The sequence below is a fragment of the Bradyrhizobium sp. 41S5 genome (assembly GCF_011516665.3).
GTDB lineage: Bacteria > Pseudomonadota > Alphaproteobacteria > Rhizobiales > Xanthobacteraceae > Bradyrhizobium > Bradyrhizobium quebecense.
Genome location: NZ_CP083721.1, coordinates 5,600,878 through 5,622,135, shown reverse-complemented (window position 1 = coordinate 5,622,135; position 21,258 = coordinate 5,600,878). Strand labels below are relative to the sequence as shown.

Below are 21,258 nucleotides of genomic sequence, written 5' to 3'. Positions count from 1 at the left end.
GTCAGGCCAGCGGCAGACGGCATCGCCGAACCTAATCAGGCTCCGCGGCGAATCTCAAATGATTCCTGCGCGAGCGAAAAGCGCAAAGCCGATCGCGGTCGGGATATTCGCCGTCGCCGGCCGAGTTCGGTCAGCGTCGGATGGTGAACTCACCGGGACTTCGCCGCGATTCCCATTTGGCCTGTTCGAGCTCCGGACGGTCGAATTCCGCCTGGGGGTAGCCGATGCAGAGATAGCCGATGAATTTCCACGTATCGGGTATCTCGAGGATCTCGTGAACGCGGCCTGGATTGAAGATCGAGACCCAGCCGAGCCCGATGCCTTCCGCGCGCGCGGCAAGCCACATCGAGCAGATCGCGGCGACCACCGAATATTCTGTCGTCTCCGGCATCGTCGCACGCCCGAGACCGGAGCCGATCTGGTCGGTCTTTTCCGCAAACACGGCCAGATGGCCGGGCGCCTCTTCGAGGCCCGATAGTTTCAATGCGGCATATTTTGCTGCACGCTCACCGGAATAGGATCGCAGCGCGTCGGTGTTGCAGCTCTTGAAGTCCTCGATCACCGCGCGGCGCCGTGCCGCATCGTCGACAATTACGAACCGCCAGGGCTGGCTCAACCCGACCGAAGGCGAAAGGCATGCGATCTCGATCAGCCGCTCCATCGTGCCATCAGGCAGGGGCTCGGGCCGGAAGCGGCGCACGTCGCGCCGCCAAACAAAAAGCTCGTGCAGTTGCCGGCGAAACGCATCGTCGAACGAGACCATGGCGGGGCCTTTGGCGGGATCGATCGCGTTGCTCATTTCAGCTTCATCGGCAGGCCTGCAACGACCAGCTCGACCTCGTCCGCCGCGCCGGCAATGCTCTGGTTCATGAGACCTGCGGCGTCGCGGAAGGTCCGCGCCAGTGCGTTGTCAGGCACGATGCCGAGGCCAACCTCGTTGGTGACCATGATGACCGGGCTGCGCTGGCGCGGCAGCACGTCCGCCAGCCGCGTCACTTCCTGCGACCAGTCGCGCTCCGCATGCAGCAGGTTGGACAGCCAAAGCGTCAGGCAATCGACCAGCCTTGCGCCGCCGCCGTCGGTCTCGGCCAGTGCCTCCACGAGGTCGAGCGGCACCTCGCGTTCGATCCAGTCACTGCCGCGGCGCGCGCGATGCTTGGCGATGCGCTCATCCATTTCCGCGTCGAGCGCCTCGGCGGTCGCAACATAGACCGGCTGACCTGGAAAGCTGCGCGCGCGAAGTTCGGCGCGCCGGCTTTTTCCGGACCGGGCTCCGCCGGTGATCAGAATGACGGCCATATGGTCTCCTGTCGCGAACCGGTATCCGCTTCGCCTCGAAAACGCTCTAACCACCAATCGCGGTAAAAGACAAAGCCGAAATCCGCCATGGAGGGCTTGCACTCGGCCGGCGTCTTGCGCATCAGGGGGATCGCGGTGAGGAGAGGTGCGTGGGTTTTGCGGGAGCGATGGCGGTGGCGATGGCTGTGGACGCCTTGATCGGCTGGCCGGCTTGGCTGTTTGCTCGCATCGGCCATCCCGTGACCTGGCTCGGCCGGTTGATCCATCTCGTCGATACCGCCTGGAACCGGGCCTCCGATCCGCCGGCGTTTCGTCACGTCGCCGGTGTCGCGGCTGCCATCCTGGTGATCGCGCTGGCGACGGCGCTGGGTTGGACCGTGCAATCTTTGCTCCCGTCCGGATGGGTTCACGTCGTCCTGGTCGGTGTGCTGGCGTGGCCGCTGGTGGCGCTGCGCTCTCTGCATGACCATGTCGCCGCGGTGGCACATCCGCTTGCGTCCGGCGACATCGCGGCCGCGCGTTTGGCGGTCGCGCAGATTGTCGGTCGTGATCCGGCAACGCTCGACGACGCCGGCATCGCGCGCGCGACCATCGAGAGCCTTGCCGAGAATGCATCCGACGGCATCGTGGCGCCGGTGTTCTGGGGGGCGCTGTTCGGCCTGCCGGGAATCCTTGGCTACAAGGCCATCAACACACTGGATTCCATGATCGGTCATCGCACCGAGCGGCATCAAGCCTTCGGCTGGGCCGCTGCCCGGATCGACGATCTCGCCAATCTCGTTCCGGCACGGCTGACTGGACTGCTGTTCGTGCTGCTTGCGCCGCGCTTCTCGCAGGCTTGGTCCTGCATGCTGCGCGACGCGCGCCGCCATCGCTCGCCGAATGCCGGCTGGCCGGAGGCTGCGATGGCCGGCGCGCTCGGTGTGCGGCTCAGCGGGCCTCGCATCTATCACGGCAGCATCGCGGATGAGCCCTGGCTGAACGAGGGCGCGCGCGATCCGGCCGCCGCTGATGTCCTCGCCGGGCTGAAACTCTATCGTTACGCCATGATGCTGTTGGCCGCGGCGTTCGTGGCCCTGGCGCTGGCGTGAAGGAGCGGCGCATGCGTGAGCACGGCGGAAATCTCGATGTCGCCCAGCAGCGGTTCGGCGGGGCTGCGGAAGACTGGATCGATCTGTCGACGGGGATCAATCGGGTGCCTTATCCTGGCGTCGATGTCGAGCTGCGGCAATGGAATGCGCTGCCGTCGCGATCCGATATCGAGTCGCTGCACAACGCCGCGCGGCGGGCCTATGGCACCGAAGCGCCGATCGTGGCGATGGGCGGAGCGCAGGCCGCGATTCAGTTGCTGCCGCATCTGGCGCCGCGCGGGAGGGCGCGCATTCTTGCGCCGACCTACAATGAGTATGCCGGGATGTTGTCGGCCGCCGGTTGGGACGTGACCGAGGTGTCCGATCTCGCAGCGCTTGCGCGAGCGGACATTGGCATCGTCGTCAATCCGAACAATCCGGATGGCAGGTGCCATGATCGGCGCGAACTGCTCGCGCTGCTGCCGCGCGTTGGCCGGCTCGTGATTGACGAGAGTTTTGCGGACGCTGTGCCCGACCTGTCACTTGCAGGAGAGGCCGGACAACCCGGGCTCCTGATCCTGCGCTCATTCGGCAAGTTTTACGGACTTGCGGGCTTGCGGCTCGGCTTCGCTGTTGGCAGCGAGCCGGATATCGCTGCGCTTGCGGCGATGGTGGGCCCATGGCCGGTTTCGGGCGCCGCAATCGCGATCGGGCGGCGCGCCTTGCTCGATCGCGACTGGGCAACGGCGACGATTGCGCGGCTCGCAGACGATTGTGCCAGGCTCGATGCGGAGGCGCGATCGCAGGGCTGGACGCTGCTCGGCGGTACGCCGCTGTTTCGTCTCTACGAGACCGGCGACGCTCTGGCCGTGCAGGACAAGCTTGCCCGCGGCCAGATCTGGTCGCGCGCCTTTCAGCAAGAGCCGGGATGGTTGCGCCTCGGTCTGCCGGGCAGCGAGGCCGAATGGTCCCGCCTTTCTGCCGCGTTGTCGTGTTGATGGTTTAGCGCGCCAGCGCGAGCAGGCCCTCGACATCGAGATGGGCCTCGATGTGCTCGGCAAGTGCGTCGAGCGCGCTCTCGACCCTGGCGCCATATGGCTGATCCGCCGCCGGGATATCGAGCCGCGCAAGAAACGCCTTGCGAAATCCGTCCGAGGCGAACAGGCCGTGCAGATAGCTGCCGTGAACGCGCCCGCCACGCGACATGGCACCTTCCGGCGAGCCGTCAAGCCTTGAAAAGGGCCGCGCGCGATCCGGGCCATCAGTGCGTCCGATGTGAATTTCGTAGGCGCTGATCGGCTGACCCGTCGCAACATGCACGGCGCTGACACGCGTCAGCGTCTTCTGTTCGGTCATGGTGGTGGTGACATCGAGCAGCCCGAGGCCGCGCGTTTCGCCGGCGAGTCCCTCGATCCCATCAGGGTCGGCGACGCTCTGCCCAAGCATCTGGTATCCGCCGCACAGCCCAAGGATATGGCCGCCGCGGCGATGATGCGCCAGCAGGTCGATATCCCAGCCTTGCGCGCGCAGGAAGGCGAGGTCGCCGCGGGTCGATTTCGAGCCGGGCAGGATGACGAGCCGCGCGTCGCCCGGAATGGCTTGGCCCGGCCGCACCATCACGAGATCGACGCCGGGTTCGAGCTTGAGCGGATCGAGGTCGTCGAAATTGGCGATCCGCGACAGCGCAAGGAAGGCGATCTTGCACTGGCCGGGCTTGCGCGCCTCGCCGAGCCCGAGCGCGTCTTCGGCCGGAAGCTCGCCGGCGCGAACGAACCAGGGCAGCACGCCGAAGCCGCGCCAGGCGGTGCGGGCTTCGATCAGGCGGTAGCCGTCGTCGAACAGCGTCGGATCGCCGCGGAATTTGTTGATGACAAAACCCTGGATCATCGCGGCATCATCAGGATCGATCACCGCCTGGATGCCGACGAGTTGCGCGATGACGCCGCCGCGGTCGATATCGCCGACCAGCACCACGGGCACGTCGGCTCTGCGCGCAAAGCCCATATTGGCGATATCGGACTTGCGCAGGTTGACTTCGGCGGGGCTGCCGGCGCCTTCGACCAGAACGAGGTCGGCGCGCTGCTTCAGGCGCCCAAAGCTCTCCAGCACCGCGCCCATCAGCGACGGCTTCATGGTGGCATATTCGCGCGCGCGTGCGGTCGCGATCCGTTTGCCGTGCACGATGACCTGGGCGCCGACATCGGTTTCCGGCTTCAGCAGCACCGGGTTCATGTCGGTGTGCGGCTCGACGCCGGCAGCGAGCGCCTGCAACGCCTGCGCACGCCCGATCTCGCCGCCGTCGACGGTCACGGCGGCGTTGTTGGACATATTCTGCGGCTTGAAGGGCAGCACGCGCAGGCCGCGCCGTCTCGCGGCACGCGCGAGGCCGGCGACGACGAGCGACTTGCCCACGTCCGAGCCGGCTCCCTGGATCATCAATGCGCGCGCCATGGTGCTGACAGTCAGAACTCGACGCCCGGCTGGGCCTTGATGCCGGAGCGGAACGGATGCTTCACCAATGTCATCTCGGTGACGAGGTCGGCGATCTCGATCAGCTCCTCCTTGGCGTTGCGCCCGGTGAGCACGACATGCGTCATCGGCGGCTTCGACGTCGTCAGGAACTCGACGACATCGGCTATCGCCAGATAATCGTAACGGAGCGCGATGTTGATCTCGTCGAGCACGACCATGCGCAGGCTCGGATCCGCGATCAGCTGCTTGGCCTTTTCCCAGCCGGCCTGCGCTGCCGCGATGTCGCGGGCGCGATCCTGCGTCTCCCAGGTAAAACCTTCACCCATCGCATGGAATTGACAGAGATCGCCGAAATGCCCGGTGAGCAGGCGGCGCTCGCCGGTATCCCAGGCGCCCTTGATGAATTGCACCACGGCGCAGGGAAAGCCGTGCGCTACGCAGCGCACGATCATGCCGAAGGCGGAGGAGGATTTTCCTTTGCCGGCGCCGGTGTGAACGATGATCAGACCCTTTTCGCCGCTCTTGGTCGCCATGATCTTGTCGCGGGCGACCTTCTTTTTCGCCATTTTGGCCGCATGGCGCGCATCCAGCGAAGGGTCGGTGCCGACGTCGCCGTCGTCAGCGTCGTTTCCATCAGAAATCATCACGTTCCTTCGGCTTGACAAGTGCGAGGCCAGGACGAATGGTGACCCCGCGTTGGTTCCTGTCCTACGACAGGCGAAGAGGGAATGCGATAGGGCTCGGACCGCAAGGTTTGCCCAAAGCGCAGCCGCCCCCGCGACCGTGACCGGAGAGATGCCCAAGCCACTGATTCCCTGATGGAGTCGGGAAGGTGGGCATCACGGGAGAAATCCTACTCCGCAAGCCGGGAGACCTGCCGACGCAGTGTGTTTGAGACCGGCGGACGGGGTGTTCCGCGACGGGGAACGAACCTGTTCACGTCAGGTTCGTGTGCCTCATCGCTTCCCGCAGTCAATCCAGGAAGGGCGATGAGCGTTACACTTCATGTCTGTATCACCTGTCGCGCCGGCCAGACGGCGGCCGAAGGCGAGATCGCGCCCGGTGCGCGCCTGCATGCCGCGCTTGTTGAGGCCGGCGTGCCCGATGACGTCAATCTGGTTCCGGTCGAATGCCTGTCGGCTTGCAGCCAGGGTTGCTCGGTCGCACTCAGCGCGCCGGGGCGATGGTCCTATGTCTACGGCCGCCTGTCCGCTGACAATGCCAGGGATGTGATCGCCGGCGCCTCCGCCTATGCCGCGGCGCCTGACGGCATCGTGCCGTGGCGCAGCCGCCCGGAAATCTTTCGCAAGCAATCGCTTGCCCGCATTCCACCCATCGCCGTCGTGCCGGAGGCCGCAGAATGATGACGCTCGCCAAGGTTCCGGTCACCGTCGTGACCGGCTTTCTCGGGTCCGGCAAGACGACGCTGATCCAGCATCTGATCCGGAATGCCAACGGCAAGAAGCTCGCGGTGCTGGTGAACGAATTCGGCAGCGAAGGCGTCGACGGCGAGATCCTGAAGTCCTGCGCCGACGCCAATTGCCCGACCGAGAATATCGTCGAGCTCGCCAATGGCTGCATCTGCTGTACCGTCGCCGACGATTTCATCCCGGCGATGGAGCAATTGCTGGCGCGCCCCGTGAGGCCCGATCATATCGTGATCGAGACGTCGGGTCTCGCGTTGCCGAAGCCGTTGCTGAAGGCGTTCGACTGGCCGGAAATCCGCTCGCGGATCACGGTCGACGGCGTGATCGCGCTGGCCGATGCGGAGGCCGTTGCTGCCGGCCGCTTTGCGCCGGACCCGGCCGCCGTGGATGCGCAGCGCGCGGCAGATGAGAATCTCGACCACGAAACGCCGTTGTCCGAAGTGTTCGAGGATCAGATCGCCTGTGCCGATATCGTGCTGCTGACCAAGGCCGATCTCGCGGGTGCCGAGGGGATCAAAGCGGCCAAGGCGCTGATCGCAGCCGAGATGCCGCGCGAGGTGCCGATGTTGCCCATCGTCGATGGCGCGATCGACGCCCGCGTGATCCTCGGTCTTGAAGCGGCGGCGGAAGATGACCTCGCGTCGCGGCCGTCTCACCACGACGGTGAGGACGAACATGAGCACAACGACTTCAATTCCGTGGTGATCGACCTTCCGGAGATTTCGGACGTCGACGCGCTCATCGCGTCGATCAAGGGGCTGTCGCGCGAGCAGAACGTGCTGCGGGCCAAGGGATATATCGCGGTCGCAGGCAAGCCGATGCGGTTGCTCGTGCAATCGGTCGGCGAGCGGGTGAGGCATCAGTTCGACATGCCCTGGGGCGCGCGGGCGCGGCAGTCGAAGCTCGTCGTGATCGGCGAACACAGCGATATCGATGAAGCCGCGATCCGGGCGCGACTAGGTGTCTGATGCACGTCGTCTTCCGCGAGAGCCGCGGCCTTGAGGAGACCGCGACGCCAAGGGACCTCGGCCAGGATCCGGCCGATCTCGTGGTGCTGTCGTTTTCCGACAGCGACCTTGCCGCGTTTGCAGCCGGCTGGCGGCGGGGCCGTGCCGCGCTGCCGTCGCTGCGGCTCGCCAATCTCGCGGAGCTGCGCCATCCGCTGTCGGTCGATACCTATATCGAGCGGACCCTGTCGCATGCGCGCGGCATCCTGGTGCGGCTGATCGGCGGCGAACCCTATTGGTCATATGGCCTGGCAGTGGTGCATCGCCTGGCGAAGGAACGCGGCATCGCCCTGGTGGTGCTGCCGGCGGATGGCCGCGACGATTTGCGGCTGGATGAATTCTCGACCTTGCCGGTCTCGACGCTGCGCCGCCTGAAGGTGCTGTGCGACAAGGGCGGCCCCGTTGCCGCGCAGGCCGTGATCGCGCAACTGGCGCTGGCGTCCGGCCTTTATGCCGGGCCGGTTGTCGGTGAGATCGATCTTCCCGAGATCGGCGTCTACGACTCGCAGCGCGGTGCCGTCGCGGCGCTGCCGGCACCGGATGGCCGGCCGCTTGTGCTGGTGACTTTTTATCGCTCCTATCTGGCGGCCGGCGACACGGCGCCGGTCGATGCGCTGATCGAGGCTTTGCGCGAAAAGGGATTCGATGCCCACGGCGTGTTCGTCACCTCGTTGAAGGCGGCGGGCGTGGCCGATTGGCTGCGCGCTCAGTTCGCGCAATGCAGCCCGGCCGCCATCGTCAATGTGACCGCGTTCTCCGCGGCGGGTGACGACGGTACGACGCCGTTCGATGCCGCATCGTGCCCGGTGTTCCAGGTCGCTCTGTCGACGGCGCAGCGTGAGGATTGGGCCTTGTCGCTGCGCGGCCTGTCGCCCGGCGATCTCGCGATGCACGTGGTGCTGCCGGAGGTCGACGGCCGCCTGTTCACGGGCGTCGTGAGCTTCAAATCGCCCGGCGAGCGCGATCCCGATCTGCAATTCGCGCGTCTTGCGCATCGGCCGGATGCCGAGCGCGTCGCAGCGGTCGCCGCGCGCGTGGCAGCCTGGCACGGTCTTGCCGACAAGCCGGTGCAGGAGAAGCAGCTTGCGCTCGTGCTCTCGAACTATCCCGGCCGCCCGCACCAGATCGCGCATGCCGTCGGCCTCGATGCACTTGCCTCGATCGAGGCGTTGCTGGCCGATCTCGCGGCTGCGGGCTTTGACCTTGAGCCGGTGGGGCCGCTGGGTGACGCGCTTTTGCACCGGAAGCTGACATGGGACGTGGCCGAATATCGCGCAGCGATCTCAAGCCTTCCGCGGCAGCTCCAGGACGATCTTTCGCGCGCATGGAGCGCACCGGAGGATGATCCCGATTGCCGCGATGGCGCGTTTCATTTCGCGGCGATCCCGAGCGGCAAGTCGATCATCGCGGTTCAGCCGGAGCGCGGTGAGGTCGGTCAGCGCGATGCCGACTATCACGATCTCTCGCGCACGCCGCGCCATGCCTATGTCGCGTTCTATCTGTGGCTCAGGCAGCAGGGCATCGATGCCGTCGTTCACATGGGCGCGCATGGAACGCTGGAATGGCTGCCCGGCAAGTCGGTTGCGCTGTCATCCGCATGCTGGCCGGAAGCGCTGATCGGCGATCTGCCCGTCATCTATCCCTTCATCGTCAACGATCCCGGCGAGGCCGCGCAGGCCAAGCGCCGGGTCGGCGCCGTGACGATCGGCCACCTGCCGCCGCCGCTCGCGCCGGCCGCGGTGCCGGATGGGTTGCGCAGGCTCGAGCGTTTGCTCGATGAATATTCGACTGCGGACGGTCTCGATCCGGCGCGGCGGCAGCGGCTGATTGCCGCGATACGCGAGGAAGCACGCATCGCCGGGCTGGAGAACGATCTCGGTCTCGCGGCGTCAGCCTCCGCGGCCGAGGCCATTCCCCAGATCGATCGTTTCGTCTGCGATCTCAAGGAAAGCCAGTTCGGCGACGGCCTGCATGTGTTCGGGCAGGGCGCTTGCGGAGAGGCGGAGAGGGCAGCGCTGCGCGATGCGCTCGCCGGCCGGCGGGTTGCGCCGGGGCCGTCGGGCTCGCCCTATCGCGGGCGGAGGGACGTGCTGCCGACCGGACGCAATCTGTTTGCGGTCGATCCGCGCGCGGTGCCGACGCCGTCGGCGCATGCGCAAGGCGTCAAGCTCGCCGAGGAGCTGCTGCGCCGCCATTTGCAGGATCATGGCGACTGGCCGAAAGGCCTCGTCGTCGATCTCTGGGGATCGTCGACGATGCGCACCGCCGGCGAGGACTTTGCGATGGCGCTGCATCTCGCCGGGATCGCGCCGCGCTGGGATCATGGGTCGGGCCGGGTGTCGGGCTACGACATCATCGCGCCGGCGGAGCTCGGCCGTCCGCGCATCGACGTGACGCTGCGCGTGTCGGGGCTGTTCCGCGACGTCTTCTCGGGGCTTGCGCAGTTGTTCGAAGCTGCGACCGAGGCGCTGTCCGAACGCAGCGAGGAGAGCGACGAGAATCCTTACCGGCAGCGCGTCTCGCGCGTGTTCGGGCCTCGTCCCGGACACTATGGCGCCGGCATCGCGTCCGTCCCGGACGTCTTCACGGAGGAGGCGCGCGACGCGGCTGGTGAAGCCTGGCTGTCGGCATCGTCCTGGGCCGTTGCATCTGATGGCGAGATCAGGCCTGACCGCGCCGGCATCGAGGCACGGCTCGCCTCTGCCGACAGCTTCGTCCACACCCAGGACTTGCCGGAGACCGATTTGCTGCTGGCGGCGGACTATGCCGCGCATGAGGCCGGCATCGCCGCCGCGGCGCGGCGGCTCGGCGCAAAGGTCCCGTCGCTCTATCACCTCGATGCGACGCGGCCGGATCAGCCGCATGCGCGGTCGTTGACCGAGGAGATCTCGCGGGTGGTGCGGGCGCGCGCCGCCAATCCCGCGTGGATCGCTGGCATGATGCGCCACGGTTTTCGTGGCGCTGCCGAAATATCGGCGACCCTGGAGCACATGGCGGCGTTCGCGCATCTCGCCGGCGTAGTGCCGCCGCACCTCTTCGACCTCTACTACGACGCGACGCTCGGCAATGACGACGTTCGCGCCTTCATGGTGCGCGAGAATCCGGCGGCGCTGGCTGCGATTGAAACCTGCTTCACTCGGCTGCACGAGGCGTCGCTCTGGCAGACGCGGCGCAATTCGATCGCGGCGGCGCTGCAGGTGGCCTCATGAGCGCGGTCGCGATCAAGGGCTGGTGTCCGGGCGCGCTGCGGCCGATGCTATCAGGCGATGGCCTCGTGGTGCGCATCCGTCCGCGCGGCGGGCGGCTCGATGCAGTGCAGGCGACGGCGATAGCCGATCTGGCTGCACAATACGGCAACGGCCTGATCGATCTGACCAGCCGCGCCAATCTCCAGATCCGCGGCGTCAGCGATGAGGGTTATCCCGCCTTGATCGATGGGCTCGCCGAGCTCGGGTTGCTGGACACAGATTCGGATACCGAGGCGCAGCGCAACGTTCTGGTGACGCCGTTCTGGACCGCCGATGACGACACGCCTTCGCTCGCGGCCGAGCTTGAGCGGGCGCTCGCCAGCGCGTCGCTCGGTCTTCCGACCAAGTTCGGCTTCGCAATCGATGACGGCAGCGAGCGGGTGCTGGCCGGCGCGTCTGCGGATATCAGGATCGAGCGCGATCGCAATGGCGGACTGCTGGTGCGTGCCGATGGCGCACGGTACGGTCGCTCTGTCTCGCGCGGAGAGGCGGTGGATATCGGGCTCGCGATAGCCGAATGGTTTGTCGCCTCCGGCGGAGCCAAGGGTGAAAAGCGGCGGATGGCGGCCCATCTGGCGCACGGCGCGGGCCTTCCCGAATCGCTTCGCGGCGACGCCAAACCCCTGACCCTATCGGCGGACCCGGCGCCCGGCCGCTATCCGACTGGTGCGATGGTCGGCCTGGCCTTCGGGCAAATGCCGCACCAGATGCTCAGCCATCTCGCCGGGTGCGCGCGGGCTCTCCGCATGACGCCGTGGCGGATGGTGCTGGCAGAGGGCGTGCATGAGATGCCCCGCGGCGCGGGCCTCATCACTGATCCCGATGATCCGGCGCTCCGCGTAATCGCTTGCAGTGGCGCACCGCGCTGTCGTGAGGCGCATGCCGACACGCGTGCATTGGCATCGGCGCTTGCATCCTTTGTCCCGGCGGATGCCCGGCTTCACGTGTCCGGCTGCGCGAAGGGCTGTGCCCAGTCCGGCCCTGCCGACGTCACCCTGGTTGCGTCAAGCGAGGGCTTTGACCTTATCCGTCGCGGCACGACGCGGGACGTGCCGGTCCTGCGAGGGCTGGCCCGTTCGGACCTCCTCGCAAATCCCTCCGTGCTCATGGGAGGCCATTGATGCCGCACGTCTATGAGACTGATGGTGCGGCGATCTATCGGCAGTCCTTTGCGACGATCCGGTCGGAGGCCGACCTTGCCCGTTTCACGCCCGACGAGGAACCGGTGGTCGTGCGCATGATCCATGCCGCGGGTATGGTGGGCCTGGAAGCGCATGTCCGCTTCACGCCCGGCATGGCGGCGAGCGCACGAGCAGCCTTGCAGAACGGCGCGCCGATTCTCTGCGATGCGCGGATGGTGTCGGAGGGCATCACGCGCGCACGGCTGCCGGCCGGCAACGCCGTGATCTGCACGCTCGGTGATCCCCAGACTGCGGCACTCGCACAGTCAATGGGCAACACGCGCTCCGCGGCGGCGCTCGAACTGTGGCGGCCGCATCTGGCCGGCGCCATCGTCGCGATCGGCAACGCGCCGACGGCGCTGTTCCACCTTCTCAACATGCTGGAGGATGCCGACTGTCCACGGCCGGCGGCGATCATCGGCTGTCCGGTCGGCTTCGTCGGCGCCGCCGAGTCCAAGGCAGCATTGATGGCCGCGCCGCCGGTGCCGGCGCTGACGGTCGAGGGACGTCTCGGTGGTTCGGCGATCACGGTCGCCGCCGTCAATGCGCTGGCGAGCCGGAGCGAGTAGCGATGGGACGCATCATTTGCTGCGGGCTTGGCCCAGGCGATCCGGACCTGATGAGCGTGCGCGCCGACCGCATGGTGCGAGCGGCGCAACATGTCGCCTATTTTCGCAAGAAGGGGCAGCTCGGGCAGGCGCGGCGCATCGTCGGAGGCCTGCTCGCCGCCGGCGTCAGCGAGTATCCGATGGAATACCCGGTCACCACGGAGATCGCTTTCGACAGTCCGGACTATGCGCGGCTGCTCGCGGGCTTCTATGACGAATGGGCCGAGCGCCTGGCGCGGCTTGCGCGCGCGATCGACGTCGTCGTGCTCTGCGAGGGTGATCCCTATTTCTACGGCTCGTTCATGCACCTGCATGCGCGCCTGCAAGGGCGGGTCGAGATCGAGGTGATTGCCGGCATTCCAGGCATGGTCGGTTGCTGGAATGCGGTCGGCCAGCCGATCGCGCTTGCAGACGATGTGACCACCGTGCTGATGGGCACGCTGCCGGAGGCTGAGCTCGCGCAGCGGATGCGCAGCTTCGACGCGCTCATCGTCATGAAGACCGGCCGCAATCTTCCGAAGATCCGCCGCGCGCTCGTGTCCGCGGGTCGTCTCGACGATGCCTGGCTCGTCGAGCGCGGCACCATGCCGGATCAGCGGGTCGCGCGGCTCGCCGATCTCGGCGAGGCGGACTGTCCGTATTTTGCGATCGTGCTGGTGCACGGGCAGGGCCGGCGCAGGGAGGCCGCGCAATGACCGGCACGCTGACCATCGCGGGCCTGGGGCCGGGCGACGAGGCGCTGATCACGCCGGAGGTCTCCGCTGCGCTCGCAATTGCGACCGACATCGTCGGCTATGCGCCGTACGTGACGCGCGTGCCGCCGCGCGAAGGGCTCACGCTGCATCCATCCGACAACCGCGTTGAGTTGCAGCGCGCCGCCGAGGCCCTGCGGCTTGCGTCGGTAGGGCGCCATGTCGTCGTAGTCTCCTCAGGCGATCCCGGCGTATTTGCGATGGCATCCGCCGTGTTCGAAGCGCTCGAGGGCGCGCCGCAATGGCACGACCTGCCGATCCGCGTTCTGCCTGGCGTGACGGCGATGCTGGCGGCCGCCGCCAGTGCCGGCGCGCCGCTCGGTCATGATTTTTGCGCGATCAACCTCTCCGACAATCTCAAGCCCTGGCCGCTGATTGAGCAGCGCCTGCGGCTCGCGGCCGAAGCCGATTTTGCGATCGCGATGTACAATCCGCGCTCGGCGAGCCGCCCTGATGGCTTTGCGCGGACGCTCGAGATTTTGAAAGAGGCGGGCTGCGGCGAGCGCATTGTGATTCTTGCGCGCGCCGTCAGCACACCCGAGCAGCGCATTGAGATGGTCGAATTGCGCGACGCGAGGCCCGAGATGGCCGACATGCGGACGCTTGTGATCGTCTGCAATTCGACAACGCGGCGGGTCGGCCGCTGGGTCTATGCGCCGAGGCAGGTCCGATGACCGAGCCATTCCATCACCTCGCTCACGCTTTCGCCCCGCGGCCTCTCGGGCAGCAGCGGCCGCGTGATCATAATGACGGGCAGGCCAAGCGTGCGGGCGGCGTCGATCTTGGCGCGCGCGCCACCTCCGCCGGAATTGCGGGCGACGATCCACGCGATGGAGCGCGCACGCATCAGCGCGAGCTCGCTCTCGAGCGTGAATGGGCCGCGCGAGACGATGACGTCGGCGCCGGGCAGCGGCGGCGTCTCCTCGGGCGGATCGACGAAACGCAACGTATAGGCATGCTGCGGTCGGCTGCCGAACGGCGCGATGTGCTGGCGGCCGATCGCGAGGAACACGTTGGCGCGGCTGTCCGGCAACGCCGCGACCGCCGAGACGACGTCAGCGACCTCGATCCAGCGGTCGCCGGATGTCTTCTTCCACGGCGCGCGTTCGAGCGCGAGCAGCGGCGTTGCGGTTTGCGCGCAGGCGGCGATCGCGTTGCGGCTCATCTCGGCCGCGAAGGGATGCGTCGCATCGATCACATGCGTGATGCCTTCGCGACGCAGATAGTCGGCAAGACCGCTGACGCCGCCGAAGCCGCCGATGCGGGTCGGCAGAGGTTGTTCCGCTGGAGCGGCGGTGCGCCCGCCATAGGAATAGACCGCGTCGATCCCCGCGCGGGCCATCGCGGCGGCAAGCAAATTGGCGTCGGCCGTTCCGCCCAGGATCAGGGCGCGCATCATGGGTAATCCCTGGTTGACCATCATCGGCATCGGCGAGGATGGCCTTGCCGGCCTCTCCGACGCAAGCCGAAAGGCGCTTGGCGAAGCCGAAACGGTGTTCGGTGGTGAAAGGCATCTGGCGCTGGCCGGAATCACCGGGCGCGGCCGCGTTTGGCCGGTGCCGTTCGATGCGAAGATCGTGCTCGAATGTCGGGGGCGACCAACTGTTGTGCTCGCCTCGGGCGATCCGTTCTGGCATGGCGTCGGCGGAAGCCTTGTCGGGAAGTTGCAGGTCGGCGAGTGGGTCGCGCATTCCGCGCCGTCGACGTTCTCGCTGGCGGCGGCACGTTTGGGCTGGCGGCTCGAGAATGTCGTCTGTGTCGGTCTTCATGCCGCACCCTTCGAACGGCTGTTGCCGCATCTGGCGCGTGGTGCACGGATCATCTGCCTGGTGCGCGATGGCAGAGCGGCTTCCGATCTCGCGCAATGGCTCACGGATCGCGGCTGGGGCCCTTCGGCGATGTGGACGCTTTCGGCGCTTGGCGGACCGCGTGAGTCCGTCGCGCAGCATCGCGCTGACAGCTATGCTGGCGATTCGAGCGACAGCCTGGTCGCCGTTGCACTGGAGGCCGCGGGAGCGCAGGGGATCGCGCGCAGCTCGGGTCTTCCCGACGCACTCTTCGTGCATGACGGGCAACTGACCAAGCGGCCGGTCCGCGCGCTTGCGCTGTCGGCGCTTGCGCCGCGGCCTGGTGAGCGGCTGTGGGATGTCGGCGCGGGCTCGGGGTCGATCTCGATCGAATGGGCGCTTTGCGGCGGGACGGCGATCGCCGTCGAGGCCCGCGGTGAACGCGCCGCCAACATCCGCAGCAATGCGGCGAGCTTCGGCTTGACCCACCGGGTCACCGTCATCGAGGGTGGGGCGCCCGGCATTTTGTCAGACCTTGAGGCGCCCGATGCCGTATTCGTCGGTGGTGGCCTCGATGCTGATATGTTCGATGCGATCTGGTCGCGCATTCCATCGGGAACGCGACTGGTTGCGCATGCGGTGACCCTGGAAACCGAGGCGCTGCTTTCCGATCTGCATCAGCGCCTTGGCGGCGAACTGGTGCGGATCGAGATCGCGCAGGCTGAGCCGTTAGGCCGCTATCGCTCATGGAAAGCCGCGCGGCCGATCGTGCAATGGAGCGCGGTCCGATGAAGGTCGCGGGCTTGGGGTTCAGGAGCAATGCCAGCGTCGCGTCGTTGCGCGAAGCGCTCGACGCGGCCGGCGGTCCAGAAGGCCTTGCGGCGGTTGCGACGGTGAGTGACAAGGCCGGTGCGATGGCATTGCGAGCACTGGCACAGGAACTGGGGTTGCCGATCCGGGGCATTCCCGCCGAAATACTGGCTGAGATGCAAACCGCGACACAATCCGAATTCATCGGGGCCAGGTTCGGGACGGGTTCGGTGGCCGAAGCAGCCGCGGTCGCAGCCGCTGGGCGCGGCGCGCGCCTGATTTCGGTCAGGGCCGTGTCCCAGGATCGGATGGCCACTGCGGCGATCGCAGAAGGAGACGGCGAATGACGGTGCATTTCATCGGCGCAGGGCCAGGCGCCGCCGATCTCTTGACCCTGCGGGGCCGCGATCTCATCGCCTCTTGCCCGGTCTGTCTTTACGCCGGATCGTTGGTCCCCGAGGGCGTATTGGCGCATTGCCCGAAGGATGCGCGCATCGTCAACACGGCGCCGCTCGCGCTCGACGAGATCATCGCCGAGATCGCCGCGGCGCATGCCGAGGGCAAGGACGTCGCGCGGCTGCATTCGGGCGATCTCTCGATCTGGTCGGCGATGGGGGAACAACTGCGCCGGTTGCGCGCGTTGCAGATTCCCTATTCGGTCACGCCCGGCGTGCCGGCGTTCTCGGCGGCCGCGGCGGCACTGGAGGCCGAACTGACGCTGCCCGGCCTTGCCCAGTCGGTGGTGCTGACGCGCACGCCGGGCAGGGCGAGCGCGATGCCTGACGGTGAGACGCTGGCAGCCTTTGCCGCGACCGGTGCGGTGCTCGCGATCCATCTCTCGATTCATCTGTTGGACAAGGTCGTCGCCGAGCTCACGCCGCATTATGGCGCCGACTGTCCGGTGGCGATCGTCTGGCGCGCGAGCTGGCCGGAGCAGCGCATCGTGCGCGCCACGCTTGCGACGCTCGATGCCGCGGTTGGCCCCGAGCTCGAACGCACCGCGCTCATCCTGGTCGGCAAGACGCTCGGCGCGGGCGAATTCGCCGAAAGCCGTCTCTATGCGGCCGACTATGACCGCCGCTACCGGCCGGTGGGGCCAGAGCCGCGCTTTCCGGAATCATCGCGATGACCGCGGGGCTCGTGATCTCGGCACCGGCATCCGGCGTCGGCAAGACGACGCTGACCCTGGCGCTGGCGCGCGCCTATCGCAATCGCGGGCTAAAGGTGCAATGCCTCAAGAGCGGGCCGGACTATATCGATCCCGCCTTTCATGCGGTCGCGACGGGACGCGCATCCGTCAACATCGACAGCTGGGCGATGTCGCGCGATGCGATCGCGCATCTGGCAAGCCGCGGCGCGGACGCGAATCTCGTGCTGGCCGAAGGCTCGATGGGATTGTTTGACGGCGTCGCGACGCGCGGCGTGTCGGGTACCGGCACAACCGCCGATATTGCCGAGATGATGGGATGGCCGGTGTTGCTGGTGATCGATCCCTCCGGCCAGGCACAGACGGCGGCGGCGGTCGCGGCGGGATTGCGCGATTTTCGGTCCGGCGTGCGGCTTGCGGGCGTCGTGCTCAACCGTGTCGCCAGTGCGCGGCACGAAGCGCTGGTGCGCAGCGCCGTGGCGGGCGCGGGCATTCCGGTGTTGGGCGCGCTGCCCCGACACGCCGAGATCGCCTTGCCGAAGCGGCATCTCGGCCTGGTGCAGGCCGAAGAGCAGGCCGAGATCGACGGTCTGATCGACGAGGCCGCACGCTTCGTCGTCGAGCATGTCGATCTCGACGCTGTATTGCAATCGGCGCGCGCCTGGTCGCCGCAATCGACCGTGCGGAGCCTCGACATCACGCCGCCGGCCCAGCGCATTGCGCTCGCGCGCGACGCCGCATTCTCCTTTGTCTATCCGCATATGCTGGAGGCCTGGCGCTCGGCCGGTGCCGAGATCGTGACGTTCTCGCCGCTTGCCGACGAAGGCCCCGACGCGGACGCCGATGTGTGCTGGCTGCCCGGCGGCTATCCCGAACTGCATGCCGCCCGGCTTGCTTCCAACACACGATTTCTTGGGCAGTTGCGCGCCTTTGCGGAGACGAAGCCGGTGCACGGCGAGTGCGGGGGCTACATGGTGCTGGGCGCCGCGTTGACCGATGCCGAAGGCGTGCGCCATGAGATGGCCGGATTGCTCGGCCTTGAGACCAGCTATGCCAAGCGTCGCATGCATCTGGGCTACCGGCTCGCCGAGCTGGCCACTGCGATGCCCGGGTACGGTCCCGGCGCACGCCTGCGCGGCCACGAATTTCACTACTCGACGATCATCGCGCAGCCGGACACACCGCTCGCGGTGGTGCGCGACGCGACCGGCGCGATCGTGGCGGAGATGGGGTCGCGGCGCGGCAACGCAACGGGTACATTTTTCCATCTGATTGCGGAGGACCGGTGAGCGGATTCGTTTCCTTCGTCTCGGCCGGCCCCGGGGATCCCGAGCTCCTGACCATGAAGGGAGCCGCGCGGCTGGGCGAGGCCGACGTGGTGCTCTATGATGACCTCGCCTCGGGCGCGATCCTCGATCTCGCGCGCTCCGGCGCCAATCTCGTCGCGGTCGGCAAGCGCGCCGGCCGCCTCTCGGCGAAGCAGCATCATGTCAGCCGGCTGCTGGTCGACTACGCGGCGGCGGGCGTGCGCGTGGTGCGGCTGAAATCCGGTGACGCCGGCATCTTTGGACGGCTCGAGGAGGAGATCGAGGCGTTGCGCGCGGCCGGCATCGGCTACGAGATCATTCCCGGCGTGACCTCGGCCTCGGTTGCCGCGGCGCGGGCCGGCATTCCGCTGACGCGACGACTGACCTCGCGCAGGGTTCAGTTCGTGACCGGCGCCGATGTCACGGGCGAGTTGCCCACGGATTTGAATTGGGCGGCGCTCGCCGATCCGGAAGCCACCACCGTCGTCTATATGGGCCGGCGCACCTTTCCGGCCTTGGCGGCAAGGCTGATCGCGTATGGCCTCGCTCCCGAGACGCCCGCACTGTTGGCGGAGTCGCTCGGCCATGCCGACGAGCGGCTTGTTCGCACCACGATCGCAGAGCTTGCCGAACGGCTCACGCATGCAGGCGCTGCCACCGCGGCTGCCGTTATCCTGTTCGGCGCGTTGGCGCCGGAGCAAGGTTGATGCGACCATGTTGACGCTTTCCCTGATCGGCGTCGGTTGTGGCGATCCGCAGCAGCTCACGCTTGCTGCGATCGCCGCGATCAATGCCGCCGACATGGTCCTGATCCCACGCAAGGGGACCGCGAAGTCGGACCTCGCCGACTTGCGCCGAACGATCTGCGCAGAGGCGCTGAACAACGACCGCACGCGGATTGCCGAGTTCGACCTGCCGGTGCGTGACGCCGGCGAGGCGGACTATCGCAAGGGCGTCGACGATTGGCACGATGCGGTCGCGGCGACCTGGTCGCAGGAAATCGCGCGCCATCTCGGCGGCGAGGGGCGCGTCGCCCTGCTGATCTGGGGCGATCCTTCGCTCTACGATTCGAGCCTGCGGATTGCGCGACGGCTCGATCCGTTGCCATCGATCGAGGTGATCCCGGGCATCACGTCGATCCAGGCGCTGTGCGCGGCGCATGCGCTGCCGCTCAACGAGATCGGCGAGCCGTTCCTGGTCACGACAGGCAGGCGGTTGCGCGAGACCGGTTGGCCGCCGGGCGTCGACACCATCGTCGTGATGCTCGACGGCGGCGCGGCATTCCAGACGCTGGATCCGGAGGGCTTAGAGATCTGGTGGGGCGCCTATCTCGGCATGCCCGATCAGATCCTCATGGCGGGCGAGCTGGTCGAGGCAGGCCCTCGCATCGTCGCAACGCGCCGCGATGCGCGTGAGCGGCACGGCTGGATCATGGACAGCTACGTCCTCAAGCGGCGATCGTGATCGAGGGATTGCGTCGGCATTCCACGCAGCAGGGTGGTTATCCGGTCTTCAGCCCGCGAATCGAGGGTTGGATCGTCAGGCGGTAGGCCACGAGCGTGTCGCCATCGAACTGCTCGAGGGTTGTCTCGCAGACCGGGCAGCGATACTCGCCCTTGCTTCCTGATCCGGATGCCAGCTCAAGGCGCCGGAATCCAGCCCCGCAGCGCGGACATGTGACGTCGCCCTTCTTCATCAACTCACCCCAGAACAACACCGGCGGTATCTTGTAACCCGGAGCGCACGGCAGAGCTATGTTCATGGTCGGGAGAGCGACCGATCATTCCTGCATGGCAACGTCGATGCGATCTAGATCGAACATCCGGACCGCCAGTCCGATCCCGCACAGGAACGGACCGGCAACTGCAACGCGTTCCGCAAACTCAGCAACAGCTCATGGCGTGACGTCGAAGCACGATCTGAGCTTGCCCGCACCGCAACAATGGCTGCGATGTCGCGACACCCGCGCCTTCCCCGACCCCCGATCAACGCGCGATCGCCGGCGAACCTGAGGTTCACCGGCGATCCATCGCCATCAGCGGACGCCACCTATTGCCGCGTCAGGCGAACCACGTCCTGCCTCAGAAGGTAGAGCGACACGGCGAGCATAACGACGTCCTTCATCAGGAAGGGCACGTTGCCGGTCATTGCAGGGAAGCCTCCCGCGGCAACGTCCCAGCCATCAGGCATGAACGGGATGATGGTGACGGTCGCGATGAAAGTGCCGGTCGAGCTGAGGGCGCCGAGAACGCCGAGGCACTTGTCCCAGAAACCCGCCAGCAGCAGCGAGCCGAACGTCCACTCCGCGGCGCCGAGGAAGTAGCTGGCGCCGGCATGGCCGAAGGCTGGATAGAGCCACCAGATCAGCGGCCCGTTGCTGATGAACGGGACCAGCCGTTCGAATTCGTACGGAAACCACTTCTGGTAACCGAAGAACAGGAACATGATCACCATCGCGGCGCGGACGACGTGGTAGTCGATATCTTCAGTGAGCAGGCCGGACCCGTACAGCGTGCGGACAAGTGGATTTTCCGTGGTGTTGGAAAGCATGGTCGTGATCCCTTCGTGTGACATCGCACGGTCGCTCTAGGCGACCGCGGGGAAGTCGATGTCGGTGTCGTTGATGCGGTTGAAGACGTTGGTGAAGACGATGGTCGCGAACGCCAGGCTTATCTCGACCAGTTGCGCGTCGCTGTAGCCGGCGGCCTTGATCGCGGCGAAATCCGCGTCGCTGACGGTGCCGCTCGACTGTGCGAGCTTGCGGACGAAATGCACCAGCGCATCGCGCTTGGCGTCACCCGTCGGCGCGCCGTCGCGGATCTGCTTGAGGACGTCCGCGTTCACGCCTGCCAGCCTGGCGAGATGGGAATGCGCGGCGACACAGTAGTCGCAGCCGCCGGCGGCGCTGATAACGAGCTTGATGATCTCCCGATCGCGCTTGGAAAGGCTTCCGCTGGCGAGCACCGCATCGGCGGCGAGCATCGACTTGAGCGCGGCCGGGCCGTGGGCGGCGATCGCCGCATAGGCGTTCGGGACGCTGCCGGCCGCCTTCTTGATCTGGGCGTAGATCTGGCCCGAGGGGCCGGTATCGGTTTCGAGATTGGGGACTGAGAGACGCGACATGGTGGCACTCCTTGTTGGGG

The 21,258-nt window shown here is 67.0% G+C and carries 23 protein-coding genes and 1 riboswitch; of the genes, 15 read left to right on the top strand and 8 right to left on the bottom strand.

Annotated elements, in window-relative coordinates:
* Positions 1-130: 130 nt before the first annotated feature.
* Complete coding sequence (bluB, locus tag HAP47_RS27325; protein ID WP_173643093.1) at positions 131-763, bottom strand: 5,6-dimethylbenzimidazole synthase; 633 nt, start codon at positions 761-763, stop codon at positions 131-133.
* Between the two features lie 32 nt (positions 764-795).
* A complete protein-coding gene (cobU, locus tag HAP47_RS27320) occupies positions 796-1,299 on the bottom strand; it encodes a bifunctional adenosylcobinamide kinase/adenosylcobinamide-phosphate guanylyltransferase (RefSeq protein ID WP_173641939.1) in 504 nt (167 codons plus the stop codon).
* A gap of 167 nt (positions 1,300-1,466) precedes the next feature.
* Here cobU and cbiB point away from each other — a divergent pair, with 167 nt between their 5' ends.
* Together cbiB and cobD are read left to right on the top strand one after the other, a co-directional pair.
* Positions 1,467-2,390 (top strand): adenosylcobinamide-phosphate synthase CbiB, encoded by a 924-nt coding sequence (gene cbiB, locus HAP47_RS27315; RefSeq protein WP_210285667.1) that lies wholly within the window; start codon positions 1,467-1,469, stop codon positions 2,388-2,390.
* Between the two features lie 11 nt (positions 2,391-2,401).
* On the top strand, positions 2,402-3,367 hold the full coding sequence (gene cobD / locus HAP47_RS27310) for a threonine-phosphate decarboxylase CobD (protein WP_173641941.1): 966 nt from the start codon (positions 2,402-2,404) through the stop codon (positions 3,365-3,367).
* Between the two features lie 4 nt (positions 3,368-3,371).
* Here cobD and HAP47_RS27305 read toward each other — a convergent pair whose 3' ends face one another.
* Together HAP47_RS27305 and cobO are read right to left on the bottom strand one after the other, a co-directional pair.
* Positions 3,372-4,820 carry a cobyric acid synthase gene (locus HAP47_RS27305; protein ID WP_173641942.1) on the bottom strand — a complete coding sequence of 483 codons (1,449 nt, stop codon included), beginning with the start codon at positions 4,818-4,820 and terminating at the stop codon, positions 3,372-3,374.
* 11 nt (positions 4,821-4,831) lie between these two features.
* Complete coding sequence (gene cobO / locus HAP47_RS27300; protein WP_173641943.1) at positions 4,832-5,485, bottom strand: cob(I)yrinic acid a,c-diamide adenosyltransferase; 654 nt, start codon at positions 5,483-5,485, stop codon at positions 4,832-4,834.
* 36 nt (positions 5,486-5,521) lie between these two features.
* Positions 5,522-5,737: riboswitch (cobalamin riboswitch) on the top strand.
* A 93-nt stretch (positions 5,738-5,830) separates the two neighbouring features.
* Between cobO and HAP47_RS27295 the strand changes: the two genes are divergently transcribed.
* The 7 genes from HAP47_RS27295 to cobJ are packed head-to-tail and all read left to right on the top strand — an operon-like array spanning position 5,831 to position 13,738.
* A complete protein-coding gene (locus HAP47_RS27295; protein ID WP_173641944.1) occupies positions 5,831-6,205 on the top strand; it encodes a DUF1636 family protein in 375 nt (124 codons plus the stop codon).
* Positions 6,202-7,236: a cobalamin biosynthesis protein CobW gene (gene cobW, locus HAP47_RS27290; protein WP_173641945.1), complete on the top strand. Its 1,035-nt coding sequence runs from the start codon at positions 6,202-6,204 to the stop codon at positions 7,234-7,236. The genes HAP47_RS27295 and cobW overlap by 4 nt, the downstream gene beginning before the upstream one ends.
* A complete protein-coding gene (cobN, locus tag HAP47_RS27285; protein WP_173641946.1) occupies positions 7,236-10,484 on the top strand; it encodes a cobaltochelatase subunit CobN in 3,249 nt (1,082 codons plus the stop codon). The genes cobW and cobN overlap by 1 nt, the downstream gene beginning before the upstream one ends.
* Entirely contained in the window at positions 10,481-11,644 is a 1,164-nt protein-coding gene (cobG, locus tag HAP47_RS27280; protein ID WP_173641947.1) for a precorrin-3B synthase, read from the top strand. The genes cobN and cobG overlap by 4 nt, the downstream gene beginning before the upstream one ends.
* Positions 11,644-12,273 (top strand): precorrin-8X methylmutase, encoded by a 630-nt coding sequence (locus tag HAP47_RS27275; RefSeq protein ID WP_173641948.1) that lies wholly within the window; start codon positions 11,644-11,646, stop codon positions 12,271-12,273. Before cobG ends, HAP47_RS27275 begins: the two co-directional genes overlap by 1 nt.
* A gap of 2 nt (positions 12,274-12,275) precedes the next feature.
* Complete coding sequence (locus HAP47_RS27270) at positions 12,276-13,007, top strand: precorrin-2 C(20)-methyltransferase (protein ID WP_173641949.1); 732 nt, start codon at positions 12,276-12,278, stop codon at positions 13,005-13,007.
* A complete protein-coding gene (gene cobJ / locus HAP47_RS27265; RefSeq protein WP_173641950.1) occupies positions 13,004-13,738 on the top strand; it encodes a precorrin-3B C(17)-methyltransferase in 735 nt (244 codons plus the stop codon). The genes HAP47_RS27270 and cobJ overlap by 4 nt, the downstream gene beginning before the upstream one ends.
* Here cobJ and HAP47_RS27260 read toward each other — a convergent pair.
* Complete coding sequence (locus HAP47_RS27260) at positions 13,714-14,463, bottom strand: cobalt-precorrin-6A reductase (protein ID WP_173641951.1); 750 nt, start codon at positions 14,461-14,463, stop codon at positions 13,714-13,716. The genes cobJ and HAP47_RS27260 overlap by 25 nt on opposite strands.
* On the opposite strand from HAP47_RS27260, the gene cbiE reads away from it, so the two are divergent.
* From cbiE to cobF, 6 genes are read left to right on the top strand one after another with little or no spacing between them, the layout of a single operon-like run.
* Positions 14,462-15,643: a precorrin-6y C5,15-methyltransferase (decarboxylating) subunit CbiE gene (gene cbiE / locus HAP47_RS27255; protein ID WP_173641952.1), complete on the top strand. Its 1,182-nt coding sequence runs from the start codon at positions 14,462-14,464 to the stop codon at positions 15,641-15,643. The two genes, HAP47_RS27260 and cbiE, sit on opposite strands and share 2 nt — an antisense overlap.
* Complete coding sequence (locus tag HAP47_RS27250; protein ID WP_173641953.1) at positions 15,640-16,008, top strand: cobalamin biosynthesis protein; 369 nt, start codon at positions 15,640-15,642, stop codon at positions 16,006-16,008. Before cbiE ends, HAP47_RS27250 begins: the two co-directional genes overlap by 4 nt.
* Positions 16,005-16,790: a precorrin-4 C(11)-methyltransferase gene (gene cobM / locus HAP47_RS27245; protein WP_173641954.1), complete on the top strand. Its 786-nt coding sequence runs from the start codon at positions 16,005-16,007 to the stop codon at positions 16,788-16,790. The genes HAP47_RS27250 and cobM overlap by 4 nt, the downstream gene beginning before the upstream one ends.
* Positions 16,787-18,097, top strand: coding sequence for a cobyrinate a,c-diamide synthase (locus HAP47_RS27240; RefSeq protein ID WP_173641955.1), 1,311 nt, complete (start codon positions 16,787-16,789; stop codon positions 18,095-18,097). Before cobM ends, HAP47_RS27240 begins: the two co-directional genes overlap by 4 nt.
* Positions 18,094-18,822, top strand: coding sequence for a uroporphyrinogen-III C-methyltransferase (cobA, locus tag HAP47_RS27235; protein WP_173641956.1), 729 nt, complete (start codon positions 18,094-18,096; stop codon positions 18,820-18,822). The genes HAP47_RS27240 and cobA overlap by 4 nt, the downstream gene beginning before the upstream one ends.
* A 7-nt stretch (positions 18,823-18,829) precedes the next feature.
* Positions 18,830-19,579 (top strand): precorrin-6A synthase (deacetylating), encoded by a 750-nt coding sequence (gene cobF, locus HAP47_RS27230; protein WP_173641957.1) that lies wholly within the window; start codon positions 18,830-18,832, stop codon positions 19,577-19,579.
* A 37-nt stretch (positions 19,580-19,616) separates the two neighbouring features.
* On the opposite strand, the gene HAP47_RS27225 is transcribed toward cobF, so the two are convergent.
* The 3 genes from HAP47_RS27225 to HAP47_RS27215 all read right to left on the bottom strand — a co-directional run bounded on the left by HAP47_RS27225 (position 19,617) and on the right by HAP47_RS27215 (position 21,238).
* Positions 19,617-19,811: an IS1 family transposase gene (locus tag HAP47_RS27225; RefSeq protein WP_173641958.1), complete on the bottom strand. Its 195-nt coding sequence runs from the start codon at positions 19,809-19,811 to the stop codon at positions 19,617-19,619.
* Positions 19,812-20,164: 353 nt separating this feature from the next.
* Positions 20,165-20,665 carry a YkgB family protein gene (locus tag HAP47_RS27220; protein ID WP_231168412.1) on the bottom strand — a complete coding sequence of 167 codons (501 nt, stop codon included), beginning with the start codon at positions 20,663-20,665 and terminating at the stop codon, positions 20,165-20,167.
* Between the two features lie 36 nt (positions 20,666-20,701).
* Entirely contained in the window at positions 20,702-21,238 is a 537-nt protein-coding gene (locus HAP47_RS27215) for a carboxymuconolactone decarboxylase family protein (RefSeq protein WP_173641960.1), read from the bottom strand.
* Positions 21,239-21,258 lie beyond the last annotated feature (20 nt).

Excerpts from the sequence above, each read along its gene's own strand:
- HAP47_RS27295 (WP_173641944.1), top strand. The coding sequence starts at position 5,831 with ATGAGCGTTACACTTCATGTCTGTATCACCTGTCGCGCCGGCCAGACG.
- HAP47_RS27240 (WP_173641955.1), top strand. The coding sequence starts at position 16,787 with ATGACCGCGGGGCTCGTGATCTCGGCACCGGCATCCGGCGTCGGCAAG.
- cobJ (WP_173641950.1), top strand. The coding sequence starts at position 13,004 with ATGACCGGCACGCTGACCATCGCGGGCCTGGGGCCGGGCGACGAGGCG.
- cobG (WP_173641947.1), top strand. The coding sequence starts at position 10,481 with ATGAGCGCGGTCGCGATCAAGGGCTGGTGTCCGGGCGCGCTGCGGCCG.
- cobM (WP_173641954.1), top strand. The coding sequence starts at position 16,005 with ATGACGGTGCATTTCATCGGCGCAGGGCCAGGCGCCGCCGATCTCTTG.
- HAP47_RS27270 (WP_173641949.1), top strand. The coding sequence starts at position 12,276 with ATGGGACGCATCATTTGCTGCGGGCTTGGCCCAGGCGATCCGGACCTG.
- cobU (WP_173641939.1), bottom strand. The coding sequence starts at position 1,299 with ATGGCCGTCATTCTGATCACCGGCGGAGCCCGGTCCGGAAAAAGCCGG.
- HAP47_RS27215 (WP_173641960.1), bottom strand. The coding sequence starts at position 21,238 with ATGTCGCGTCTCTCAGTCCCCAATCTCGAAACCGATACCGGCCCCTCG.
- cbiE (WP_173641952.1), top strand. The coding sequence starts at position 14,462 with ATGGGTAATCCCTGGTTGACCATCATCGGCATCGGCGAGGATGGCCTT.
- cobN (WP_173641946.1), top strand. The coding sequence starts at position 7,236 with ATGCACGTCGTCTTCCGCGAGAGCCGCGGCCTTGAGGAGACCGCGACG.
- cobD (WP_173641941.1), top strand. The coding sequence starts at position 2,402 with ATGCGTGAGCACGGCGGAAATCTCGATGTCGCCCAGCAGCGGTTCGGC.
- cbiB (WP_210285667.1), top strand. The coding sequence starts at position 1,467 with ATGGCGGTGGCGATGGCTGTGGACGCCTTGATCGGCTGGCCGGCTTGG.
- HAP47_RS27250 (WP_173641953.1), top strand. The coding sequence starts at position 15,640 with ATGAAGGTCGCGGGCTTGGGGTTCAGGAGCAATGCCAGCGTCGCGTCG.
- bluB (WP_173643093.1), bottom strand. The coding sequence starts at position 763 with ATGGTCTCGTTCGACGATGCGTTTCGCCGGCAACTGCACGAGCTTTTT.
- HAP47_RS27305 (WP_173641942.1), bottom strand. The coding sequence starts at position 4,820 with ATGGCGCGCGCATTGATGATCCAGGGAGCCGGCTCGGACGTGGGCAAG.
- cobF (WP_173641957.1), top strand. The coding sequence starts at position 18,830 with ATGTTGACGCTTTCCCTGATCGGCGTCGGTTGTGGCGATCCGCAGCAG.
- cobO (WP_173641943.1), bottom strand. The coding sequence starts at position 5,485 with ATGATTTCTGATGGAAACGACGCTGACGACGGCGACGTCGGCACCGAC.
- HAP47_RS27275 (WP_173641948.1), top strand. The coding sequence starts at position 11,644 with ATGCCGCACGTCTATGAGACTGATGGTGCGGCGATCTATCGGCAGTCC.
- HAP47_RS27260 (WP_173641951.1), bottom strand. The coding sequence starts at position 14,463 with ATGATGCGCGCCCTGATCCTGGGCGGAACGGCCGACGCCAATTTGCTT.
- HAP47_RS27220 (WP_231168412.1), bottom strand. The coding sequence starts at position 20,665 with ATGCTTTCCAACACCACGGAAAATCCACTTGTCCGCACGCTGTACGGG.
- HAP47_RS27225 (WP_173641958.1), bottom strand. The coding sequence starts at position 19,811 with ATGAAGAAGGGCGACGTCACATGTCCGCGCTGCGGGGCTGGATTCCGG.
- cobW (WP_173641945.1), top strand. The coding sequence starts at position 6,202 with ATGATGACGCTCGCCAAGGTTCCGGTCACCGTCGTGACCGGCTTTCTC.